Raw genomic sequence first — 21,520 nt, forward strand, 5'->3', positions numbered from 1 at the left:
TGCTCCTAAAAAGTAGGGTAAGAGATGTGCTATACTACCACAAATTATTTTAACTTTGGATAACACTATGGGGCTTAAAAGCGACGGATGGATAAGAAAAAAAGCGTTGGAAGAGGAGATGATCACCCCTTTTTGCGAAGATCAGGTAGGTATCGGCGTTGTCAGTTACGGCCTTAGTTCTTACGGCTATGACATCCGTGTAACGAATGAATTCAAGATTTTTACCAATCTCAATTCTACCGTCGTGGACCCGAAACATTTTGATGACATGAATGTTGTCGACTTCACCGGAGACGTTTGCATCGTCCCCCCGAACTCCTTTGCCCTCGCCCGGACGGTAGAGTATTTTAAAATTCCCCGTGACGTCTTGGCGATCTGTTTGGGTAAATCGACCTATGCCCGCTGCGGCATCATCGTCAATGTCACCCCGTTCGAACCCGAATTTGAGGGGCATATCACGATCGAGATCTCCAACACCACCCCTCTTCCGGCTAAAATCTATGCGAATGAGGGGATCGCACAGGTTCTCTTTTTGCAAGGGGACGAAATGTGCGAAACCAGTTATAAAGACAAAAGCGGCAAGTATCAGGGGCAAGAGGGGATAACTCTTCCACGGATTTTAAATTAAGTAGTGGTACAATTGCGATAAATTTCCACGCAAGGACTTCACCATGTTGCACGAATACCGCGATGTAATTACCCATATGAAAGAAAATAATGCGGCCAATGCCCATTTTCTGAAAATTTTTGATCGTCACAATGATCTTGACAATCAAATCAACAAAGCCGAAAAAGGTGAAATTCCGATGACCGATCTGGAGCTTGAAAAACTCAAAAAAGAGAAACTGCTTTTGAAAGATGAAGCCTACGCAATGGTCATCGACTACAAAAAAGAGCATAACCTTTAATGTTACGCACTTTTCGGGCAAAGCCCGAAAAGTGGCAGGGGACAAATCGTCCCCTGCACCCCCCTGAAGCTACCCGCATCTTTCGGATGCGGGAGATCAACTCCCCTTTAGCCATTTGCTAAAACAAAGCCCGATAAAGCAGCAGAGGCTAAAGTCCCTACAACGCCAGAAACAAGTAAAACGCTACCTGCATCTTCTCAGAATTGATATTCTTTTTAGCTTTAGCCTGATAGCATTAGCCACGCATCTTTTGAGGAGAACCGATGAATCCAGCACCATCTTACAGTGCACTTGCCGATTTTGGCCGTGCGTTGCTCAATCGCCCCTCCCTGCAAGAGGGACTCCCTATGATTTCTGCTTACGCAAAAGAGGTCAGCGGCGCCGAACGGTGCTCCATTTTTGTCTATAATCCAAAAATAGAGATGCTTTGGACAACCTTGGCCGACGGCAATGAAAAAATCATGGTGCACAAAGACGACGGAATTGTCGGTCATACGGTCAAAGAGGGGAAACCCATTTTGGTCAATAACCCGTACGAGGATGACCGTTTTTTGCATACGGTTGACAACAAAACCGGTTTTGTTACCAAAAATATCGCCTCTATCCCCATCTTTAACTCTTCACGACAGATTATCGGGGTGTTTCAGCTCCTCAACAAGCCCGAAGGGTTTTCGCAGCAGGATGCCAAAGCAATGATTTTCTTTTCCCACTATATCAGCGGTTATCTGGAACTGGCCATGTTGTTTGATGACCAGGTATCTTTACTCAAAAAAGAGGATTAATGAGCCTTCAAATATATCAGCGAATCGCCGAATTCGGAAAAAAACTGGCACTTTTAAATGATCTGGAGACCGTTCTTCCGATAATCTCGGAAGAGATTAAAGCGATTGTGAATGCAGAACGGTGTTCTATTTTTATCCTTGACCGAAGCAACAGCATGCTTTGGACCAAACTCAGTGACGGGATCGGAAGAATCGCGATCGGGATGGATTCGGGCATTGTGGGGGACACCGCACAAACCAAAAAAGGGCAGATTGTCAATAATCCGTATGAAGATGACCGTTTTTTAGCCAAAATTGACCAAAAAAGCGGTTTTGTGACCCGAAACATCCTCACGATTCCCATTTTTAATTCCCGGCAAGAGGTAATCGGAGTGATCCAGTTACTCAATAAATATCATGGTGATTTTAATGAAGCGGATGAAGGGATCGTCAGCTTTTTCGCAAACTACGTCAGCGGGACGCTTGAGTTGGCGCTGTTTATGGAAAAAAATTCACAATAATTCCCGCTGCATCCAATGACTTAAAACATAGAGTCCCCACACATGCTGTTTAAAACGTCCTCTGCGAGCCATATTGAGGTATTTTTCCACCTCTTCGGGGTGAAAAAGTCCGGTCTGAGAGTTGACCTCGCGAATCAAATCGAGTCGTCCCGATGCAATCAGCCACTCCATGTAGGGATTTGCGAACCCTTTTTTCTTTCTCTGCAAAATCTCCTCGCTTAGATAACGCCGCGCCACCTGTTTCAGAAGATATTTGGTCCCCCCTCTCCCGATACGCACTTCCGGATCAATCGCCATCACCGTTTCTACCAAAGTATGATCTAAAAAAGGGGTCCGCGCTTCAATCGTATGGGCCATCGAAACCCGGTCCAGTTTGGTCAGAAAATGTTCTCCCATAAAAAGTTTCAGATCGATCATCGTATACCATTGTGCCGGATGGGTATGGGAACTCGCATCGAACGCTCTGCGGTAAGGTTCCAAAAACCGGAGCGACTCATTATCCCGGACATTGCGGCGTAAAAGCATGTTTTTTTGAAGATCGGTAAATTTCTCTCCGGAGGTTCGAAACAGCAGCGTCTCATCAAAAATCCGCTTATACCACTCCCACTCCCGGTTCATCGAGAAATGGGAGTGAAAATATTTTTTGAGCCAGTTTTTATGGTGAAGCACCGCCGCTTTTTCGATATCGAGGTACTCAAAATATTGCCGGTATCCCAAGAAAAGCTCATCCGACCCCTCGCCGCTCAACACTACTTTGTACCCCTCTGCCCCTATTTTTTGAAACAACAGATAGAGCGGCAAGGCGGCAGGATCGTTCAGAGGCTCGTCCATATGGATCAGCATCGCATCAAGATGGTTGTTAAAATCGCCCTTCGTAATGACGACCTCGCTATTGCGTAGCCCCAATTCCGCCGCACTCGCGCGTGCATTGCTCCGTTCATCATACCCGCCGTACTCATCATACCCGAGGGTGAACGTCTCTAATTTTTTCCCTTGGGCCGATGCAAGGGCGCAGAGTAACGCGCTGTCTATCCCCCCCGATAAAAGGGCCGCAGTCGGTGCGGCGGTATCCAAGCGCAGTTCCAAAGAGCGGTGCAACCGCTCCTCAATCATCCCTAAGGCATCTTTTTCACTCTCGATCAGAGGGTGTGGCGATCGGCACACATCGTAATAGTGCTGTTTGGTGACCTCCCCTCTCTCATACAAGAGCCATTCTCCCCCCTCTAATTTACAGATCCCCTCATAAAACGTATGGGGAGGAGTCGGTGCCAGAAACGTGAGATACGACATCATCGCATCCGAATTCATCCGAACCTGTTGCAAAAACGGCTTGATCCCTTTGATCTCGGAGCTAAAAACGAATCTCTCCCGACTATGATGATAAAAAAGGGGTTTTTTCCCGAAACGGTCACGGACCAGATAGAGTTTCTCCCCATCCAGAAGGGCAAACGCAAACATCCCCTCCAATCGATGCAAAGAGTCGATCCCCCACCGCTCAAACGCGGCCAGAACCACTTCCGCATCCCCCTGCGTCTCCCACGGGTATCCGTCCAGCTGCATACGCAGCACTTTATGGTTGTAAATTTCGCCGTTAAAACTGAGCAAAAGCTCTCCCCGGCGCATCGGCTGATGCGATCGCGGATCCTGATCGGTAATAGAGAGGCGCTGATGGGAAAAAAACACTCGATCTTCTTCCACAATACCGCAGTGATCTCTCCCTCGGTGTCCCAGTTTTCCCAGAGCATAACGGGCCTGAGAGGGGGAGTATTCACCGATGATTCCAAATACGCCGCACACATTATGACCTTTTTTTTCGCTATTATACGCTATCATAGCCTAACCATATTTATGCACAAAGTATCCAAACCGATGATATCTGTATCTGTCTCTCAAAAACAAGTCGTACTGAATTTTTTCGACGACGATATCCATATTGTCAAAAAATATTTCAATTCCATCGGTTTTGACTTTAACGAGGAGTTCCGGTTTGACGTTTTTAAAGAATTTATCTATTCCGCAGCGGGGATGTTTAAAGATCTTGACTCTACGATCTACAATCAAGAACTCGTCACCAAATTCAATACCATCCGCCGTTTAAACCAGTATTACGCGGAATTTGAGCAACGGAGTTCCCACGCATTGCGGGTCTATATGAAAGACTTTTTAGGATCGCAAGAGGCCTATATCGAAGAGAAAAAAAAATTCGACTCCCTCAAAGCCGAACTGCAGATGCTCATTTCCAAAGAGCAAACCTTTACCGCCAAACGAGAATTGATGGAAGAGCAGTTTAAAATCATCGCCTCCGACAAAGTGGAAAGTTTCGAAATCGACCTCAAAAAGGTACGCAGAGAACAGGTCGATACGATCCATATGATCGGAACCCATCGCAGTGAACTCGATACCCGTTTTCATAACCTGAAGGCTTTTGAAGACTTGCACAAAGAGGAGTTTTTATACCATTTCAACGAGGTCAAAGAGAAACTCGCCTACCAATATACGGTGTCTCTCAATTATTTCGGTTTCGATTTCAATAAAGCCCTCTTCCTCAATTCCGAACGCTCCGGCCCCATTCAACGGTTCAAACGGGAGGCGGGGATTCAGGGAAATATCGATTTGTGCAAATACGTCGAATACTATCTGCGCAACGTTGTCCCCGAAGCACTTGCCGATCGAAGCCACAGAGAGCGTCTTTTTAACGCAAAACGCTATTGTGAGCGGCATAAGACTCACTAACCGTGTCCAGCCTTTTTATGTTCCGGTATCCGTTCATCACTCCTCTTACTTTATGGCTTTTAAAACGGTTTCATGTCATCAAACCCTCTGCTACCCTCTATATCCATAACGTTCCCCAAAAGATTCCGGCATCGGTTCAAAAGCGCTCTATAAAAGTATCAATGGGATGAAATTGGAAGCCGCGATAGCATGAAGAGTATTCATCCATGGGAACTGGGGGGGACCCTATTCGTCCCCGCAAACCATAAACATCTTGCGCCCATTGCCGAAGGAAAAAAGTTTCCCTCTCTTCGTTCTATGGTCATCGACACGGAAGACGGTATTTTGGAATCGGATGTTGAGAAAGCTCTTCTCTCTATCCAGACCCTTTTGCCGATACTTAAGCCTGCGAAACTGCTCCGTTTTATCCGGCCCCGAAATCCGCAAACACTTGAAATCTTCCTCTCGTATACCGGAATCGAGAACATTGACGGTTTTGTCTTGCCCAAGTTCGGTCTGGAAAATATGGAAGTTTACCTCAGAATACTGGAAAATACCCCACACCCTTTTATCCCCTCGATTGAGGGAAATGAGCTCTTTGATGTCACACAGCTCACAACCCTGCGCAATACCCTTCTCCCCTACCAATCCCGTATCCCCATCCTCCGCTTCGGTGCCGAAGATATGCTCCGGCAGCTCGGGCTGCGACGCGACTGCAGCCTATCACTGTTTGACATGTCCGTCCCCTCTTACGTCATCGGATCGCTTCTGGCAGTCTTCAAACCGCATGGATTTGAGATCAGCGGCGGTGTTTATCGGTGCTTCAACGATCATGAAGGGTTCAAGCGCGATGTATTGCGTGATTTGAGTGAAGGACTGGTCAGTAAAACCATCATCCACCCCGATCAGATCGCCCTTGTAGAATCGTGTTACCGTGTACCGGCGGACGAACTGCAAGAGGCTCAAGCGCTTTTAAAGGCCCAATCGGCCGTTTTCTCCTTCAACAACACCATGGCTGAAGCTGCCACCCAGCAACAATGGGGAAACTCCATTATCCACAGAGAGAAAATTTTCGGAACAAAATGCCGAGGGGGATTTTAATGATCAAGACGCTCCTGAGCCGGGATTTTCGCCATACGGCACTGAATCAATTGTGGCGCCTCTTCTCCGGCCCCGCACTCCTCATCCTGATCCCCCTCTATCTCACGGCCCAAGCGCAGGGGTACTGGTACACGTTTATCAGTCTGGCGGCATTGGCAATCTTCGCCGATATGGGATTTTCAACCCTCCTGTTGCAGTTTTCCGCCCATGAATTTGCCCATTTGCACTTCACCGACGATCAAAAATTATCCGGAGATCCCAAACATCTGGATCGAATTGCCGCGTTATGGAAATTTGGACTCAAATGGTCCGTCGCCATGGGGCTTCTCTCCTTTCCTATCATCCTATTTGTCGGCCTGACACTATTGGGACAACAAGAGAGTACCGTGTCTTGGAAGATACCGTGGGCCCTCTATACAATCGCTTCCGTATTCGTATTTATCAACAGCATCCTCCTCTCCTTTATCGAAGGGTGCAACAGCGTCGGTGAAATCCAGAAAATCCGTTTTGCGATCTCCTTTATCCTCGTCGTATCCACAATGCTCCTACTGGTTTCGGGTGCACAGCTCTATGCCTTGGCGTATTCCCTCTTGATAAGCGCGTTGAGCGGTACCCTCATCCTCCTCTACCGATACCGCCCCCTGCTGCGGCAGCTCTATGCCCTGGGGCAGATTTCCACCCATGCATGGGGAAAAGAGATCTTTCCGTTATTGTGGCGTTATGCGATCAGCTGGGTCAGCGGCTATTTTATTTTTCAAATTTTCACCCCCGTCGCGTTTCACTATTACGGGGCGCAGGAGGCCGGACGAATCGGGCTGAGCATTGCCCTCTTCAGCGCCATTTTCGGAATTGCCAATATCTGGATGACGATCATCATTCCGAAAATCAATATCCTTGTCGCCCACAAAAACTACCGATTGCTGGATCAAATTTTCAAAAAACATCTTCTTTCAGCCCTCATCACCTATATTTTAGGAATAATAACACTCTTTGCCATCGTCACCCTGTGGAAGGAGAACCTCCCGTTTGCAGAGCGGATTGTCACCCCGATTTCGCTGATGATCATCGCTTCCGCCTGGTTGTTGCAAATCATTGTGAACGGATATGCCCTGTACATGAGAGCGTTTAAGAGAGAGCCTCTTGTCCTCCCCTCGTTTCTAAGCGGCCTCTATATCGCCCTTACGACGTGGCTGAGTGCCCTCTATTTGCCGGTCGATTATCTCTTTTTGGGATTTTTAAGCAGCTATGTCTGGGGGATGCCGTGGGTGATAATGATCTTTAAGAAACAGAAAAGAGCACTGAGATGAATACGACGCCCAATACCGCCTTAGCACTCACAATACCGACCTATAATCGTGCCGACTTTTTGGACTACTCTCTAACAATGCATATTCCTCTGGCAAGAGCGCACCGGATTTTGATCTATATTTCCGATAACGGATCGACGGACGGGACCAAAGAGGTGGTAGAAAAACATCAGCAAACCTACCCGTTTCTTCACTATTACCGAAACGAAACCAATGTCGGCGCCGACAAGAATTTTGAACGTGCATTGCAATACCCGACGACCGAATACATCTGGCTTCTGGGAGACACCTATCACATCCCCCCTGAGGGGCTCAACACCCTTATGGAGATTTTGAAAAACACCGCCCCCTACGATGCTATCGTCGTGGATCTTCTTCATCGTGCGGCCGATATCCCCCGGCAAGAGTATCAAAATTCCAATCGGCTTTTATCCGATTTAGGATGGCATATGACCTGTTTGTCCAGCCTTATCTACCGTTCGGCTATGATACCGCTCGCCCGGTTTGAACGGTACCAAAATACCAATTTCATCCAGACCGGCATTATTTTTGAATACATTTCCCATCGCGAATTTCGGATTCTCTGGGAAAAAAATATCTCCATCAACGAACTCCATCCTCCCCTATTGCAAAAAACGGGGTGGTACCACCAACCCATCCTTTTCGACATCGCCTGCATTCGATGGAGCAACTTTGTTTTTTCCCTGCCGGCATCCTACGATCTTGACGTCAAGCTGAAAACCGTTATGGATCATGGGCAAAAATCCCATCTCTTCTCTCTGGGAAATCTGTTTTTACTCCGCAATAGCGGTGTTTTTACCTATAAAAGCTATCAACAATACCGCCGTTTTTTCCCGTTTACCATCTCCTACTCCCGATTCACCCTCCTGTTGATCGCCCTCTCTCCGCGATTTGCCTATCCGGCTTTAAAATTTGTATGGCGACTACTAAAGGGGGGACGCTGATATGCCAAACCTCATCGGGACGGTTGTCCTCTACCATCCGGACCTTTCGCTCCTTCACAATATCGATTCGTATCTGGAGAGCCTCGATCTTCTGATCGCCGTCGACAACTCAGAACACAAGCAGCTAGAAATCCTAGAGATCCTCCAAAAAAATCCAAAAATCCGCTACGTGGACAACCACGGGAACCAAGGGATCGCCCACGCCCTGAACGTCGGAGCGTCCATCGCTACCGAGATGGGATATCGGTGGCTTTTAACCATGGATCAAGACAGTGCCGCCACCGAGGGGATGATTGCGGAGTTAGTTCGCTATACCGATGATAATGTCAGTATTGTTTCCCCGTTTCACGCCAATGCCTACTTTCCGCAAAGTTTGTCATCCGAACCCTTTTCCCCCGTGCTGACCACCATGACGTCCGGAAATCTGCTGAATCTACAGATCCACCAAAAATTGGGGGGATTTTTGGAGGAGCTGTTTATCGATTATGTGGATAACGAATACTGTTTGCGCAGCAATCTTCACGGATATGCCGTGATCCAGGCCAACAGAGCCGTGCTCCATCACAATCTGGGAGATCTAAAACGGCACCGGTTTTTGTGGAAACGGTTTTTCAGTACAAATCACTCTCCGATCCGGCGCTATTACGCTTTTCGAAACCGGCTGAAAATCATCGAACTCTACCAAAAGGCGTTCCCCCAATCGTGCAATGTGGAAAAATCCCGATTTCTGGTGGACCTCATCGTCGTCCTCTTCTACGAAAAACAGAAATTCGCCAAATTCAAAATGATGGTGCGCGGTTCTCTCGACTACCGACGCAACCGCTTCGGAAAATACCATGACTAATCTCACGTTCTTCACCAAATACCCGACGCAAGGGGCCACCAGCCGTTATCGGAGTTTTGCGTTCGCCTCTCGGCTGAGCGAACTCGATTACAATATTGAAATCACCCCGTTTATGGATATCGGCTACCTGGCGGACCTGTTCGCGAAAAAACCGAAAAATAAAATCCGTATTCTTTTATCTTATGGCGTGAGGCTGTTTAGTATTCTGCGTGCCTCGGAGAATCTGATTATCGAACGGGAACTCTTCCCCTATCTGCCCTATCGGCTCGAACAAAAATTTCTCCGCAACAAACGCTACATTCTCGATTTCGACGATAACGTCTGGGAAGATTATCGGGGAAAACGGCTGCTGGAGGGGAAATACGACCGCCTCGTCGACAATGCGGCCGGTATTATCGTCGGAAACGATTATCTCGCCGAGTATGTCAAACAGCGCAATCCGAACGTCATTAAAATACCGACCGTCATCAATCTGGAACACTATCGTCTTGATCCCGACTCCTCAAAATTTGAACGCTTTACTCTGGTGTGGATCGGCAGCAGCGTCACCTACCGCTACATCCGCTCCTTTGCCCCCCTCTTTCAGCAGCTCGCCGCAATCGTGGATTTCGATCTCGTCATCATCGCCTCCAAAGCACTCGCATCCGAAACCATCGAGGGGGTATCGATGCGCTTTTACGACTGGTCAAGTGAAACGGAGAGCCGTCTCCTGCACCGTTCCCATGTCGGAATTATGCCGTTGGACAACGACGATTTCAGTCAGGGAAAATCGGGATTCAAACTCATCCAGTATCAGGCGGCGGGCTTGCCGATGATCGCGTCACCCGTCGGTGAGAATACCCGGATCATTTCCCACGGAGAGAACGGCTTTTTAGCCTCCGGCACCGACGAATGGATCACAGCGGTACAGCTCCTCGCTTCCGATCCGCAACGCTATGGCGCTATGTCCAACGCATCGATCGACAAAAGCCGTTATTACTCCCTTCAGCACTATTTTCCGATCTATCGGCGCTTTATCGATGAAACCTTTTCAGGAGACACCCACCCATGACCATCGGCTTCCTCTCCCACCTCGACCTCAATCTATGGCTTTTTCGTTTACCGGTCATGCAGGCCCTGATCGCTCAGGGGCATACCGTCTATGCGATCTGCCCCGAAGGGGATAAAAGCGGCTCCTTCGCCGCCGAAGGGGTCCTCCATATCCCCTATCTTATTTCACGCTCTAGCCTCAACCCTCTCAAAGAGCTTCTGGCGATCCGTGCGATCTACAAAGCGATCCGTCCGCTCAACCTCGACATTCTCCACACGTTCACCGCAAAACCCAACATCTACGGGACGATTGCCGGCCGTATCGCCAAAGTTCCCCGTATCATCAATCTCGTCGAAGGGCTTGGGAGCTTTTATCTCGAAAACGATTTTAAAAGCCGCCTTGTCCGGAGTATCATCGAAACCCTCTACCGCCAAACCTTCAAACTTTCCGATACCGTGATGTTTGTCAACGAAGATGACCCCGCCTATCTGATCGATAAAAACGTTATCTCCCCCTCTAAAGCAGTCACGATCAAAGGGGTCGGGATCGATACCGACCTCTGGCGGCCCATCCCTAAAACCGATTCCGACAGGGTTAGTGTCGTCATGATCGGCCGTGCGCTTCGCCACAAAGGGGTATTGGAATACATCGACGCGGCCAACCTTCTCACCCGCCGCTACCCCCATGCCGAATTTCGTTACATCGGATCGCCCGATCCGGGCAATACGTCCAGCCTGAGCGAAACCTTTATGCAAGAGCAATCCGCTATCGTTTATCTGGGGCACCGCGACGATATCCGCGAACAGCTTGCCCAAACCGATATTTTCGTCCTCCCCAGCTACCGGGAGGGGCTCCCCCGGACCAGTATGGAGGCGATGAGCATGGGACTTCCGATCGTCACTACCGATGTCGTCGGATGCCGCGAAACGGTCGTCAACGGCATTAACGGCTTCCTTGTCCCCCCGAAAAACGGGAACGCTTTGGCCGAAGCGATCGAAACGCTGATCCAGAACCCCTTCTTACGAAAACGGATGGGGGAAGCGGGACGGGAAAAAGCGGTTGATGAGTTTGATATGGATATAATTGTCACCAAACATCTCGAAGTGTATGGACTCAAACGTGTACGTTAATACGATCAAACCTTTTATCGATCGCCTCGGCGCGCTGCTGCTGCTGATCGTGTTTTCCCCGTTCATCCTCCTGTGCACGCTCCTAATCCTGATCACGATGGGAAGACCCCTCTTTTTCACCCAGACACGCCCCGGATTTCAGGGGAAACTCTTCACCATCTATAAATTTCGGACCATGAATAACGATACCGATGAGAAAGGGGAACTGCTCAGCGATGCGCAGCGGTTAAACGGAGCAGGACGGTGGATTCGCAGTCTCAGCCTTGACGAGCTACCGCAGCTGTTGAATGTTCTCAAAGGGGAGATGAGCTTCATCGGCCCCCGCCCGCTGCTGGTCGAGTATCTGGGGCTCTACAGCACGGAGCAGGCGCTGCGGCATAATGTAAAACCGGGTATCACCGGATGGGCGCAGATCAACGGACGCAACGCCATCAGCTGGGAGGAAAAATTCCGCTATGACGTCGAATACGTACGCAAGGTCTCGTTTGGGTTTGATCTGAAAATCATCCTCCTCACGATGAAAAAAGTATTCAAAAAAGAGGGGATCTCCCAACAAGGGGAAGCAACCATGGAGAAGTTTCGTGGCACTCGCTGAGATATTCGTTTACGGGACCGGCGGTCACGGAAAAGTCGTTGCCGATATCGCCCGCAGCTGCGGCTATACCCTCGCCGGGTGGATCGACGACAACCCCGCTGCCGCCGCCTATACCTGGGAAACGTTCCGGCTGTCCCATCCAAGCGGCGCCATCGCCCTCGGTATAGGAAATAACACCCTGCGCGAACAGATCCTCGACAAAGTTTCGAAAGCCGGATACGCTCTCCCGCCGCTGATCCATCCGAGTGCCGTCATCTCCCCTTCCGCAACCATCGACGAGGGGTCGGTTATCATGCCGCTTTCCGTGGTCAATGCCGAAGCAAGGATCTGCACAGGGTGCATTATCAACAGCGGCGCGGTCGTGGAGCATGAATGCCTTCTTGAACCGTTTGTCCATATCTCCCCCAACGCCGCACTCGCCGGCGGCGTCCGGGTCAAACACCATACCCATATCGGGATCGGGGCCAATTGCATCCAGAACCTGACCGTCGGTGCCCACTCGATTATCGCCGCCGGAAGTGTCCTCATTAGCGACATCCCCGATTACTCCCTCGCGGCAGGAGTTCCGGCAAAGGTAAAAAAATCGCTTTTCAAGCCGATATAGAGCTCTTTTTTGATAAACTCCGGCATATTATAACAACCGTTAATCTACAACACCAAAAAGGGATATATGTTATGAAACTTCAGTTCTCGAATGAGTCCGTCGGCCTTAAAACACTCGCGGTTCTCCTCATTGTCGCCTATCTGTTCTCCCTCTCCATCCGTTATATATGGGTCGGTGAGGTGAAAAATACGGCATCGTTTCACTGGAACAACGCGTTGATGATCAATACCAATGACGGCTACTATTTTGCCGAAGGGGCCAGAGATATCCTCAGCGCTCACCATCAGGCCAACGACCTCTCCCCCATCACCGAACCGATCTCTCTACTTACGGCGTCACTCTCTCACGTTATCCCCGTCAGCTTTGAGACCCTTATCCTCTATATGAGCGCTTTTATAGGCTCACTCATCGTCATCCCGCTAATACTGATCGGACGGACCCTCGGACAAACCACGATGGGATTTATCGCCGCACTTATCGCCAGTATCGCTAACAGCTATTACAACCGGACGATGACGGGATATTACGATACCGATATGCTCAACATCGTCCTCCCCCTTTTCGCCCTCTACTTTATCCTTCTGGCCCTGAGCGATCAGCGCAATCGGCTCCTCCTCCCGATTACTCTGGCCTTTGCAACGTATCAATGGTGGTACCCCCAAAGCTACGCCCTCAACACCGCCTTGCTCGTCACCACCTTTTTGTATGCCGTGATCTTTGAGCGAACCAACCATTATCTCTATAAAATCTCCCTTTTTATCATTATCGGAGTTCTGTCACTGCCGTTTTTGGTAAAAATCGGTATCGCCCTCGCCGTTTTTGCCTTTTTCCACTTTTTTCCGCAACAGGACCGAAAATGGTTTTGGCCCGTTTTCGGCGGGGTGATTCTCCTCTACTTTGCGGCAGGGGGGATCGATCCGATCTGGAATTTTCTCAAAAGCTACGTCATGAGAGAGAGTGTCTCCAACGACGATGCGGGTCTTTATTTTTACAACGTGGCCCAAACCGTCCGGGAAGCCGGTCATATCCCCTTTGACGTATTTGCCCAGCGGATCAGCGGCCATACGGTCACTTTTCTGGCGGCGTGTGTCGGATATCTCCTTGCCGTTATCGCCTACCGCCCCCTCTTGATCACCCTCCCCCTCGTGGGGCTCGGATTTATCGCGATGTCGTCGGGGCTCCGTTTTACGATCTACGCCGTTGCCCCGATGGCGATCGGATTTGCCTATCTCCTCCTTCTGATCACCCGTCCGATCGAGAAAACACCTCTGCGATACGCGGCCCTCGTTCTCCTCACCGGTGCGGCCCTCTATCCCAATTATCTCCATGTCAAAGAGTATATGACCCCGACCGTTTTTACCGCTCAGGAGGTTGCTGCGCTCGAACAACTCGGAAAGATCTCCGATGAAGAGGATTATGTGATCAGCTGGTGGGATTTCGGCTATCCGATCCGATACTACAGCGATGTCAAAACCCTCGTTGACGGCGGGAAACATACGGGGGACGTGAACTATCCGGCCAGCTATGTGTTAACCCAGCCGATGAGAAACAGCGCCTATATGGGGCGGCTCAGTGTCGAATATACCGAAAAAGGGTTTGAAACCAATAACAGCAACGCGATTATCGCCGCCATGCTCAAAACGTACAAAGCCGACACCGTCGATGATCTGATGATGCACCTTCAGCTTCATCCCGAAACTCTCCCCAAACCTACCCGTGACGTTTACCTCTATCTCCCGTTTCGGATGATGGAGATTCTCCCGACGGTCACCCTCTTTAGCTATCTCGACCTCAAAAATCCCGATAACACCCTTCAGCAGCCGTTTTTTTACACAACGCAATCGATACAGGATACCGGAGGGACACTCGAATTCGGACAAGGGATCTCCCTCGAAAAAGCCAGAAGTGTCCTGCACCTCGGAAATCAGGAAGTCCCGATCAAACATTTTTACCAAGTCGGATACGATGAGAGTAACACCCTCCAAATCAACGAACAGCAATTTGCTTCAGAGGGGCTCAATGTCGTTTATATGGCAAGCTACGGACGCTTTTTACTCTTGGATGATTTTTACTTGAATTCGGCATACATCCAGATGTTTGTGTTTGACCGATACGACAAAGATCTTTTTGAGCCGGTCCTCAACAACCCGATGTGTAAAATTTACAAACTGAAAGTGTAACCATGCAACCCCCCAGACTCTTCCTCTCACCTCCTCATATGAGCGGCCGGGAACAGACCTACATCGCCGAAGCGTTCGAAAGCAATTACATCGCCCCGCTGGGGCCGATGGTGGAAAAATTCGAAGCAAGTATCCGGACCTACACGCACACCCCCCATGCATTGGCCCTCTCCAGTGCCACGGCGGCAATCCATCTGGCCCTTCGTGTTTTGGGTGTCGGTGCGGGAGATATTGTCCTCACCTCATCGTTTACCTTTATCGGCTCCGTCGCCCCGATCCTCTACCAAAATGCGATCCCCTATTTTCTCGACAGTGAGGGACGAAGCTGGAACCTTAATCCCGATCTTCTCGAACAGGCGATTGCCCAAGCACCCAAAAAACCCAAAGCGCTTATCCTCACCCATCTCTACGGCCAGTCTGCCGATTTGGAGAGGATCATCCACATTTGTGACACCCATGGCATTCCCCTTATCGAAGATGCCGCAGAGAGTCTCGGAGCCTCGTATGCGGGGAGAGAAACCGGTACTTTCGGGAGATTCGGGGTATACAGTTTCAACGGAAATAAAATCCTCACCACCTCCGGAGGAGGGATGCTTGTTTCCTCGGACAAAGAGCTGATCGATAAAGCCCGCTTCTACTCCACCCAGGCCAGAGACGACGCTCCCCATTACGAACATACCGATTTCGGATACAACTATCGCATGAGCAATATCCTCGCCGCAATCGGTGTTGCCCAAATGGAAGTGCTCCAAGAGCGGATTTCCAAGCGGCAGCAAATTTTTCAATGGTATCGCGATCTTTTAGGGAGCGTCGAAGAGATCACTTTAATGCCGGAACTTCCCCAAAGCCGTGGTAATCGATGGCTTACCACCCTCACTTTTGAACGTACCGATCCCGAAGCCGTCCGCCTTGCCCTCGAAGCTTCCAATATCGAAAGCCGCCCGCTGTGGAAACCGATGCATCTTCAGCCTCTGTTTCAATCCAGTCTCCATCTTGCCGACGGGACATCGCAAAGCCTCTTTCAAACAGGGCTATGCCTCCCCAGCGGCACCCAAATGGGGTACGAAGAGGTTGAGAGGGTCTCCACCCTCCTGAAAAAGGCCCTTGCGTGAGCGAACTGCTTCAACCCAGTACTTCCAAACGGATCGGTTTTTTTCTCCTCGTCGATACGCTTCTAGGCTTTTGCACCCTCTATACGGCCTATCTTCTTCGATTCAATTTCGATATCACCGAGGAGTTTCTCACTCCGTTTTGGTTTATCGCCCTGACCCTCCTTGCCCTCAAACTGTTGGCTTTTTCCCTTTTTCAAAACTATAAAATCATCTGGCGTTTTTTTGCTCTGGGGGAGGCGAGAGAGCTTTTTAAAGCGCATGTCGCGGCGTACGGGGCCTTTACCCTCCTCTACCTCCTTTTTCCCGATGCGTTCGCACCGTTTCCCCGAAGTGTCATCATTATCGATTTTCTCCTCTCCTTTAGCGCTCTGGGGGGGCTGCGTTTCTCGAAACGGCTGATCCTCGAATCGGGAAATCACCCCGCCGCCCTCAAACCGGCCCTTATCATCGGGGTCTCATCCGATACGATCCGCCTCGTCAAAAGGATCATGGAGGGGGGGACCGATTATTATCCCGTCGCCATCGTCGCCGTTCTGGAAAAAAACCGCCACATGGTCGGCTCAACCATCCATAATCTGAATGTTATCGGAACCGACGAACTCCGGCACTACTCCCAAATGCATACCGTCAGCGCCGCCATTATCGACGGCACCCTCCCGCAGGAGAGTTTGCGCGAGATTTATACCCTTCTCAAGGAGACCGATATCCGGGAGATCAAGCGGACCCGTCTCCTTGACAGCGACAACCGGATCGAAACCCTCTCCATCGAAGATCTCCTCGCCCGTCATCCGCAGGATTTGGATATCGGGAGTATCCAAAGCTTTATCCAGGGGAAAACCCTTCTCATTACCGGCGGCGGCGGGAGTATCGGGAGTGAAATTTCCCTCCAGTGCCATCGGTTCGGTGCCGCCAGAGTGATCTTAATCGATCACAGCGAATACAACCTCTACCAAATCGCAGAGCAGCTCCCCTCCGCGATCCTCCATCTGTGCAGCGTTACCGATTTCGAAACTCTCGATCGGATCATGCAGGAGAGCCGTCCCGATATCGTCATCCATGCCGCCGCCTACAAACATGTCCCTCTGTGCGAAGCGAACGTTCATGCCGCCATCGAAAACAATATTCAGGGGAGCCGAAACGTCATCGACAGCGCAATTTCCCACAACGTCGCCAAAATCGTCATCATCTCCACCGACAAGGCGGTCCGTCCCACCAATGTGATGGGGGCGACCAAACGGGTGGTGGAGCTCTACGCCCAGAATGTAGATCCCCGTAACAGCGAAATCGTTTCGGTCCGATTCGGCAATGTTTTGGGATCCAGCGGCAGCGTTATCCCGAAATTCAAATCTCAGATCGAGCAGGGGGGGCCCTTGACGATTACCCATCCCGAAATCACCCGCTATTTTATGCTCATCTCCGAAGCGTGCCAGCTTGTACTCCAAGCGGCCTCCATTGCCAAAGGGGGAGAGCTCTTCATCCTCAACATGGGGGAGAGTGTCAAAATCGTCGATTTGGCACAGACGATGATACGTCTCTATGCCACCCGTCCGATTGAGATCGAATATACGGGGCTCCGTCCGGGAGAAAAGCTCTTTGAAGAGCTCTTGATGGACGAAAGCGAACAGAAAACGACCTACGAATCGATCATGATTGCCCATCCGACCCGCTATCCGATCGAAACGCTTAAAGAAGAGATAACCCTCTTACGGACGGGGAACACCCCCATTAAAACCTTGCAAAGAATTGTCCCCGAGTTTACCCCCTCTGCCTCGATTCGCTAAAACCGTGAGGCAGAAACATCAACCTTTTGTTTGAGACAACCCCTTCACCTCACGGTAGAGTCTTTCGGGAGAAAAATTTTGGGGAGGAATGGTCTCAAACGCCGAGAGAAGAGTGACATACATTTCAAAATCAGCCTTCCGGCTCCGCTTCATCAGGCGATAGGCATAGGCCAGATCATCGGCGTTGCTTTTAGAACAGAACCACCGCTGTTTGTTATGGATCCCCAGAGGGAGTATCTGCGAAAAAACAATCCCCCTCCAATCGTACCGTGTCCCGTTTTTACGCAGTTGCCGCCGCTCGACCCGCTCGATAATTTCCCCCGGAAGCTCAATCGGACACTCTTCCCACTCCTCCGAGTCCATCCGGATCGGTTCGGCCCGGGAGACGAACCGGAATCGGTCGTTTGAATGATAGAGCCCGTCGCTTCTGCGGAATTCACAATGGGCGTAACGGCTTTTGGTCCAGAGTCGGATCGCTTTTTCCGCCAACGTTCCCGGCCCTTTGTAAAAAACGATGCTAACGGTTTTGTTGGTGCTCATATATCTCAAAACTCCCGTCATGGTGTTCGACGATCGCCGTACACGATTCGACCCAATCCCCGCAGTTGAGATACTCGATCCCGTTGATCGGACGGATCTCCGCATGATGGATATGGCCGCAGATCACCCCGTCGTACCCCTGTTCATCCGCATGTGAGGAGAGGACCTCTTCGTAGTCGGTGATAAAACTGACCGCTTGTTTGACGCTTTGCTTCGCCATTTTCGACAACGACCAGTAGTGGTATTTTCCAAACCACCGGCGAACCGTATTGATCGGCCGGTTGAGCCGCAGCAAAAAGAGGTAGCACCGGTCCCCCAGATGGGCTACCCATTTTTTCGTCATCGTCACCGCATCGAACATATCGCCGTGAACGACAAGGTAGCGTTTGCCATTGGCCCCGTAATGGATTTTCTCAGGGAGAATCGTAATCGTATCTCCCATAATCATCGGCAAAAAAGGGCGGAGAAATTCATCGTGATTGCCGATAATATAATAGATATTTGTCCCTTTTCGGGCTTTGCGGAGGATTTTTTGGAGGACGTCGGATTGCGATTGGCTCCAGCGCCAGTTGCGGCGCAGCTCCCATCCGTCGATAATATCACCGACGAGATAGAGGTTTTCGCACTCAACGTTGCGGATAAACTCAAGAAGATACTCCGACTGAGCCTCCCGAGTACCGAGATGAAGATCCGAGATAAATACGCTGCGGTAGGTGGTTGGTTCGTTCATGACCCTAAGTGTAACCCTGACGGGTTACATTTCGGTCACAAATGGGGTTAGATTTCCGTTTTCAATGCGGCACCGTTGGAGGCGTTCGAGACGAGGAGGCTGTAGCGCTTGAGCCATTTGGAAGCGATCTCTTTTTTAACCGGTTTAAAATGGAGACGGCGCTGTTCAAGCACCTCATAGCTGACGTTGAGCTGCAAAAGATGGGTGTCGACGTCAAGCTCGATCTCGTCTCCGTCTTCGATCAGGGCGATCATCCCCCCCTCAGCCGCTTCGGGGCTGACGTGTCCGATCGATGCACCCCGGGTGGCACCCGAAAAGCGTCCGTCGGTGATGAGGGCAACGCTCTCCCCCAATCCCATCCCCATAATCAGTGCGGTAGGGGCCAGCATCTCCTGCATCCCCGGCCCCCCTTTGGGTCCTTCGTATCGGATAACGACGACATCCCCCGCTTTAACCTTATGCCCGACGATTCCGGCGATCGCCTCGGCTTGCGAGTTAAAGCAGATCGCTTTACCGGTAAATTGCCGCATATTGGGGGTAATTCCGGCCGTTTTGACAACCGCCCCCTCTTCGGCAAGGTTACCGAAGAGGATCGAGAGTCCGCCGACCGGAGAGAAAGCATTTTCATTGGTGTGGATAATGTTCGTATCTTTAATCTCCGCATCTTTGATCCGCTCACCCAACGTTTCGCCCGTCACCGTCATCGCATCCAAATGCAGCATGCCGCCGCGACGGCTCACCTCTTTCATAACGGCGTTGACCCCTCCGGCGCGGTTGATATCGTCCATGTGGACGGTCGAGAGCGACGGAGAGATTTTCGCGATATGGGCAACGTTTTCGCTGATCTTGTTGATCTGGGTGATATCAAACTCCACTTCCGCCTCTTTGGCGATACTGAGCATATGCAGGACCGTATTCGACGATCCCCCCATCGCCATATCGACGACAAACGCGTTGTGAACCGCTTTTTCGTTCAGGATATTGCGCATATTCCATTGGGCCGAATTCTCATCCTTCACCATCTCGACGATCCGACGTGCAGCCGTTTTGACCATCTCGATCCGCTCCGGCGTCATCGCCAGAACCGTACCGTTGCCCGGCAGCGCTACCCCCATCGCTTCACAGAGGGTATTCATCGAGTTAGCGGTAAACATCCCCGAACAGCTTCCGCCGCTCGGGCACGCTTCACACTCGATCTCGTAGAGCTCTTCATCGCTCATATTGCCGTTGGCATGCTGCCCGACCGCTTCGAACGCCGTCGCCAGATCGATCGGAGTCCCGTCTTTTTTGTGCCCCGCCTTCATCGGCCCGCCGGAGACGAAAATCGTCGGAACATTGACGCGAAGCGCCCCCATCAGCATCCCCGGAACGATCTTGTCACAGTTGGGGATACAGATAAGACCGTCAAGCTTATGGGCATTCATCACCGTCTCGATACAATCGGCGATCAGTTCACGGCTCGGAAGCGAATAGAGCATTCCGTCATGTCCCATCGCGATCCCGTCATCCACACCGATCGTGTTAAACTCAAACGGTACCCCGCCCGCTTCACGAATCGCCTCTTTAACGATGCGGCCGTACTCCTGAAGAAAGAAATGGCCCGGAATAATATCAATATGAGAATTTGCGACACCGATAAAAGGTTTGTTAAAATCTTCGTCTTTTAATCCGGTTGCCCGAAGCAAACTGCGGTGAGGAGTTTTGTCAAATCCCCGTTTAATGGTATCACTGCGCATGAAATTCCTTTACGTATAGTATGGTTTTAATTCATGCGATTATACCGCAGAGAAGCCCCGAAAATCGTGTCGAAAAAAAAATTTCAAAAATTTCAAAAAAACTCTTTACATGGCAAAAAAAATTTGCTATACTTCCAGTCCACAAAAAGAATGCGGGAATAGCTCAGTGGTAGAGCACGACCTTGCCAAGGTCGGGGTCGCGAGTTCGAACCTCGTTTCCCGCTCCAGTATGACTCCAGTTGAAACATTTTCGGATGTTTGAACTGGGGTCTTTTTTTTGTGTATGCCCGGATGGCGAAATCGGTAGACGCAAGGGACTTAAAATCCCTCGGTGGTAACACTGTGCCGGTTCAAGTCCGGCTCCGGGCACCACGGCGGCATAGCCAAGCGGTAAGGCATGAGCCTGCAAAGCTCTGATCCCCGGTTCGAATCCGGGTGCCGCCTCCAAAAAACAGCTTCATTTACTACGGGTCACTGGCAGAGTGGTCGATTGCACCGGTCTTGAAAACCGGCGAGGGTTAAACCTCCCAAGGTTCAAATCCTTGGTGGCCCGCCATCATACTTCTTAAAAATCTTCCGCCCATTCAACAATCAAGTGCAACACAGTTATTTTTGTAGCTTCGAGTCGTCAATCCATTGAGCAATTTTAGCAAAGAACACTTCATGCGGAGTTTTATAGCCAAGTATTTTTCGAGGTCTATGGTTTAGTTTCTCTCTTGTATCTCTACAATCTGAATTGCAAGCGATATGTTTCTATGAAAATGTTCGAAGAGGATTACGCATAGCTCTTAACGTACGAAAAAATAAGGAAATTAGTCACTGATGTTACGCACTTTCCGGGCAAAGCCCGTAAAGTGGCAGGGACAATTTGTCCCCTGCACCCCCCTGAAGCTACCCGTATCTTTCGGATACGGGAGATTACTAACCTTTTCGCACTTGTTGAGACAAGGTGCGTAACATCAG

The 21,520-nt window shown here is 50.3% G+C and carries 20 protein-coding genes and 4 tRNA genes; 20 read left to right on the plus strand and 4 right to left on the minus strand.

The genetic code is table 11. The features are described 5' to 3' along the window. The first annotated feature begins 67 nt into the window (after positions 1 to 67). From dcd to M0P91_RS12875, 4 genes are all read left to right on the plus strand, one after another. Complete coding sequence (dcd, locus tag M0P91_RS12860; RefSeq protein WP_295068154.1) at positions 68 to 628, plus strand: dCTP deaminase; 561 nt, start codon at positions 68 to 70, stop codon at positions 626 to 628. Between the two features lie 43 nt (positions 629 to 671). Then, on the plus strand, positions 672 to 908 hold the full coding sequence (locus M0P91_RS12865) for a DUF465 domain-containing protein (protein WP_295068156.1): 237 nt from the start codon (positions 672 to 674) through the stop codon (positions 906 to 908). A gap of 263 nt (positions 909 to 1,171) precedes the next feature. Next, a complete protein-coding gene (locus M0P91_RS12870; protein ID WP_295068158.1) occupies positions 1,172 to 1,690 on the plus strand; it encodes a GAF domain-containing protein in 519 nt (172 codons plus the stop codon). Next, on the plus strand, positions 1,690 to 2,190 hold the full coding sequence (locus tag M0P91_RS12875) for a GAF domain-containing protein (RefSeq protein WP_295068161.1): 501 nt from the start codon (positions 1,690 to 1,692) through the stop codon (positions 2,188 to 2,190). Before M0P91_RS12870 ends, M0P91_RS12875 begins: the two co-directional genes overlap by 1 nt. Here M0P91_RS12875 and asnB read toward each other — a convergent pair. After that, a complete protein-coding gene (asnB, locus tag M0P91_RS12880) occupies positions 2,182 to 4,023 on the minus strand; it encodes an asparagine synthase (glutamine-hydrolyzing) (RefSeq protein ID WP_295068163.1) in 1,842 nt (613 codons plus the stop codon). The two genes, M0P91_RS12875 and asnB, sit on opposite strands and share 9 nt — an antisense overlap. 36 nt (positions 4,024 to 4,059) lie before the next feature. On the opposite strand from asnB, the gene M0P91_RS12885 reads away from it, so the two are divergent. From M0P91_RS12885 to M0P91_RS12940, 12 genes are all read left to right on the plus strand, one after another. Next, positions 4,060 to 4,923 (plus strand): hypothetical protein, encoded by an 864-nt coding sequence (locus M0P91_RS12885; protein ID WP_295068166.1) that lies wholly within the window; start codon positions 4,060 to 4,062, stop codon positions 4,921 to 4,923. 189 nt (positions 4,924 to 5,112) lie between these two features. Beyond that, entirely contained in the window at positions 5,113 to 6,003 is an 891-nt protein-coding gene (locus M0P91_RS12890) for an HpcH/HpaI aldolase/citrate lyase family protein (protein ID WP_295068169.1), read from the plus strand. Next, positions 6,003 to 7,310 carry a hypothetical protein gene (locus M0P91_RS12895; RefSeq protein ID WP_295068171.1) on the plus strand — a complete coding sequence of 436 codons (1,308 nt, stop codon included), beginning with the start codon at positions 6,003 to 6,005 and terminating at the stop codon, positions 7,308 to 7,310. The genes M0P91_RS12890 and M0P91_RS12895 overlap by 1 nt, the downstream gene beginning before the upstream one ends. Beyond that, positions 7,307 to 8,275, plus strand: coding sequence for a glycosyltransferase (locus tag M0P91_RS12900; protein WP_295068173.1), 969 nt, complete (start codon positions 7,307 to 7,309; stop codon positions 8,273 to 8,275). The genes M0P91_RS12895 and M0P91_RS12900 overlap by 4 nt, the downstream gene beginning before the upstream one ends. A gap of 1 nt (position 8,276) precedes the next feature. Beyond that, positions 8,277 to 9,119, plus strand: coding sequence for a glycosyltransferase family 2 protein (locus M0P91_RS12905; protein ID WP_295068176.1), 843 nt, complete (start codon positions 8,277 to 8,279; stop codon positions 9,117 to 9,119). After that, the gene (locus M0P91_RS12910; RefSeq protein ID WP_295068179.1) at positions 9,112 to 10,170 is read left to right on the plus strand and encodes a glycosyltransferase family 4 protein; all 1,059 of its coding nucleotides are present in this window, start codon (positions 9,112 to 9,114) and stop codon (positions 10,168 to 10,170) included. Before M0P91_RS12905 ends, M0P91_RS12910 begins: the two co-directional genes overlap by 8 nt. Then, a complete protein-coding gene (locus tag M0P91_RS12915; RefSeq protein ID WP_295068181.1) occupies positions 10,167 to 11,279 on the plus strand; it encodes a glycosyltransferase family 4 protein in 1,113 nt (370 codons plus the stop codon). The genes M0P91_RS12910 and M0P91_RS12915 overlap by 4 nt, the downstream gene beginning before the upstream one ends. After that, on the plus strand, positions 11,257 to 11,874 hold the full coding sequence (locus M0P91_RS12920; RefSeq protein ID WP_295068183.1) for a sugar transferase: 618 nt from the start codon (positions 11,257 to 11,259) through the stop codon (positions 11,872 to 11,874). The genes M0P91_RS12915 and M0P91_RS12920 overlap by 23 nt, the downstream gene beginning before the upstream one ends. Beyond that, complete coding sequence (locus M0P91_RS12925) at positions 11,861 to 12,478, plus strand: acetyltransferase (RefSeq protein ID WP_295068186.1); 618 nt, start codon at positions 11,861 to 11,863, stop codon at positions 12,476 to 12,478. The genes M0P91_RS12920 and M0P91_RS12925 overlap by 14 nt, the downstream gene beginning before the upstream one ends. Positions 12,479 to 12,549: 71 nt before the next feature. Further along, the gene (locus tag M0P91_RS12930) at positions 12,550 to 14,658 is read left to right on the plus strand and encodes an STT3 domain-containing protein (RefSeq protein ID WP_295068189.1); all 2,109 of its coding nucleotides are present in this window, start codon (positions 12,550 to 12,552) and stop codon (positions 14,656 to 14,658) included. 2 nt (positions 14,659 to 14,660) lie between these two features. Beyond that, positions 14,661 to 15,770, plus strand: coding sequence for a DegT/DnrJ/EryC1/StrS family aminotransferase (locus tag M0P91_RS12935; protein WP_295068192.1), 1,110 nt, complete (start codon positions 14,661 to 14,663; stop codon positions 15,768 to 15,770). Continuing rightward, a complete protein-coding gene (locus tag M0P91_RS12940; protein WP_295068195.1) occupies positions 15,767 to 17,551 on the plus strand; it encodes a nucleoside-diphosphate sugar epimerase/dehydratase in 1,785 nt (594 codons plus the stop codon). Before M0P91_RS12935 ends, M0P91_RS12940 begins: the two co-directional genes overlap by 4 nt. A gap of 18 nt (positions 17,552 to 17,569) precedes the next feature. Here the strand turns inward: M0P91_RS12940 and M0P91_RS12945 are convergent, their stop codons facing one another. From M0P91_RS12945 to ilvD, 3 genes are read right to left on the minus strand one after another with little or no spacing between them, the layout of a single operon-like run. Beyond that, positions 17,570 to 18,091 carry a hypothetical protein gene (locus tag M0P91_RS12945; protein ID WP_295068198.1) on the minus strand — a complete coding sequence of 174 codons (522 nt, stop codon included), beginning with the start codon at positions 18,089 to 18,091 and terminating at the stop codon, positions 17,570 to 17,572. Next, the gene (locus M0P91_RS12950; protein ID WP_295068201.1) at positions 18,069 to 18,821 is read right to left on the minus strand and encodes a UDP-2,3-diacylglucosamine diphosphatase; all 753 of its coding nucleotides are present in this window, start codon (positions 18,819 to 18,821) and stop codon (positions 18,069 to 18,071) included. Before M0P91_RS12950 ends, M0P91_RS12945 begins: the two co-directional genes overlap by 23 nt. Positions 18,822 to 18,868: 47 nt before the next feature. Next, positions 18,869 to 20,557: a dihydroxy-acid dehydratase gene (gene ilvD / locus M0P91_RS12955; protein WP_295068204.1), complete on the minus strand. Its 1,689-nt coding sequence runs from the start codon at positions 20,555 to 20,557 to the stop codon at positions 18,869 to 18,871. A 152-nt stretch (positions 20,558 to 20,709) separates the two neighbouring features. Here ilvD and M0P91_RS12960 point away from each other — a divergent pair. The 4 genes from M0P91_RS12960 to M0P91_RS12975 all read left to right on the plus strand — a co-directional run bounded on the left by M0P91_RS12960 (position 20,710) and on the right by M0P91_RS12975 (position 21,113). Then, positions 20,710 to 20,784 (plus strand) — tRNA-Gly (locus M0P91_RS12960). 58 nt (positions 20,785 to 20,842) lie between these two features. Further along, positions 20,843 to 20,929 (plus strand) — tRNA-Leu (locus M0P91_RS12965). 1 nt (position 20,930) lies between these two features. Continuing rightward, a tRNA-Cys gene (locus tag M0P91_RS12970) sits at positions 20,931 to 21,004 on the plus strand. 21 nt (positions 21,005 to 21,025) lie between these two features. Further along, a tRNA-Ser gene (locus M0P91_RS12975) sits at positions 21,026 to 21,113 on the plus strand. Positions 21,114 to 21,520 lie beyond the last annotated feature (407 nt).

The sequence above is a fragment of the Sulfuricurvum sp. genome, assembly GCF_023229695.1.
Classification (GTDB): Bacteria; Campylobacterota; Campylobacteria; order Campylobacterales; family Sulfurimonadaceae; genus Sulfuricurvum.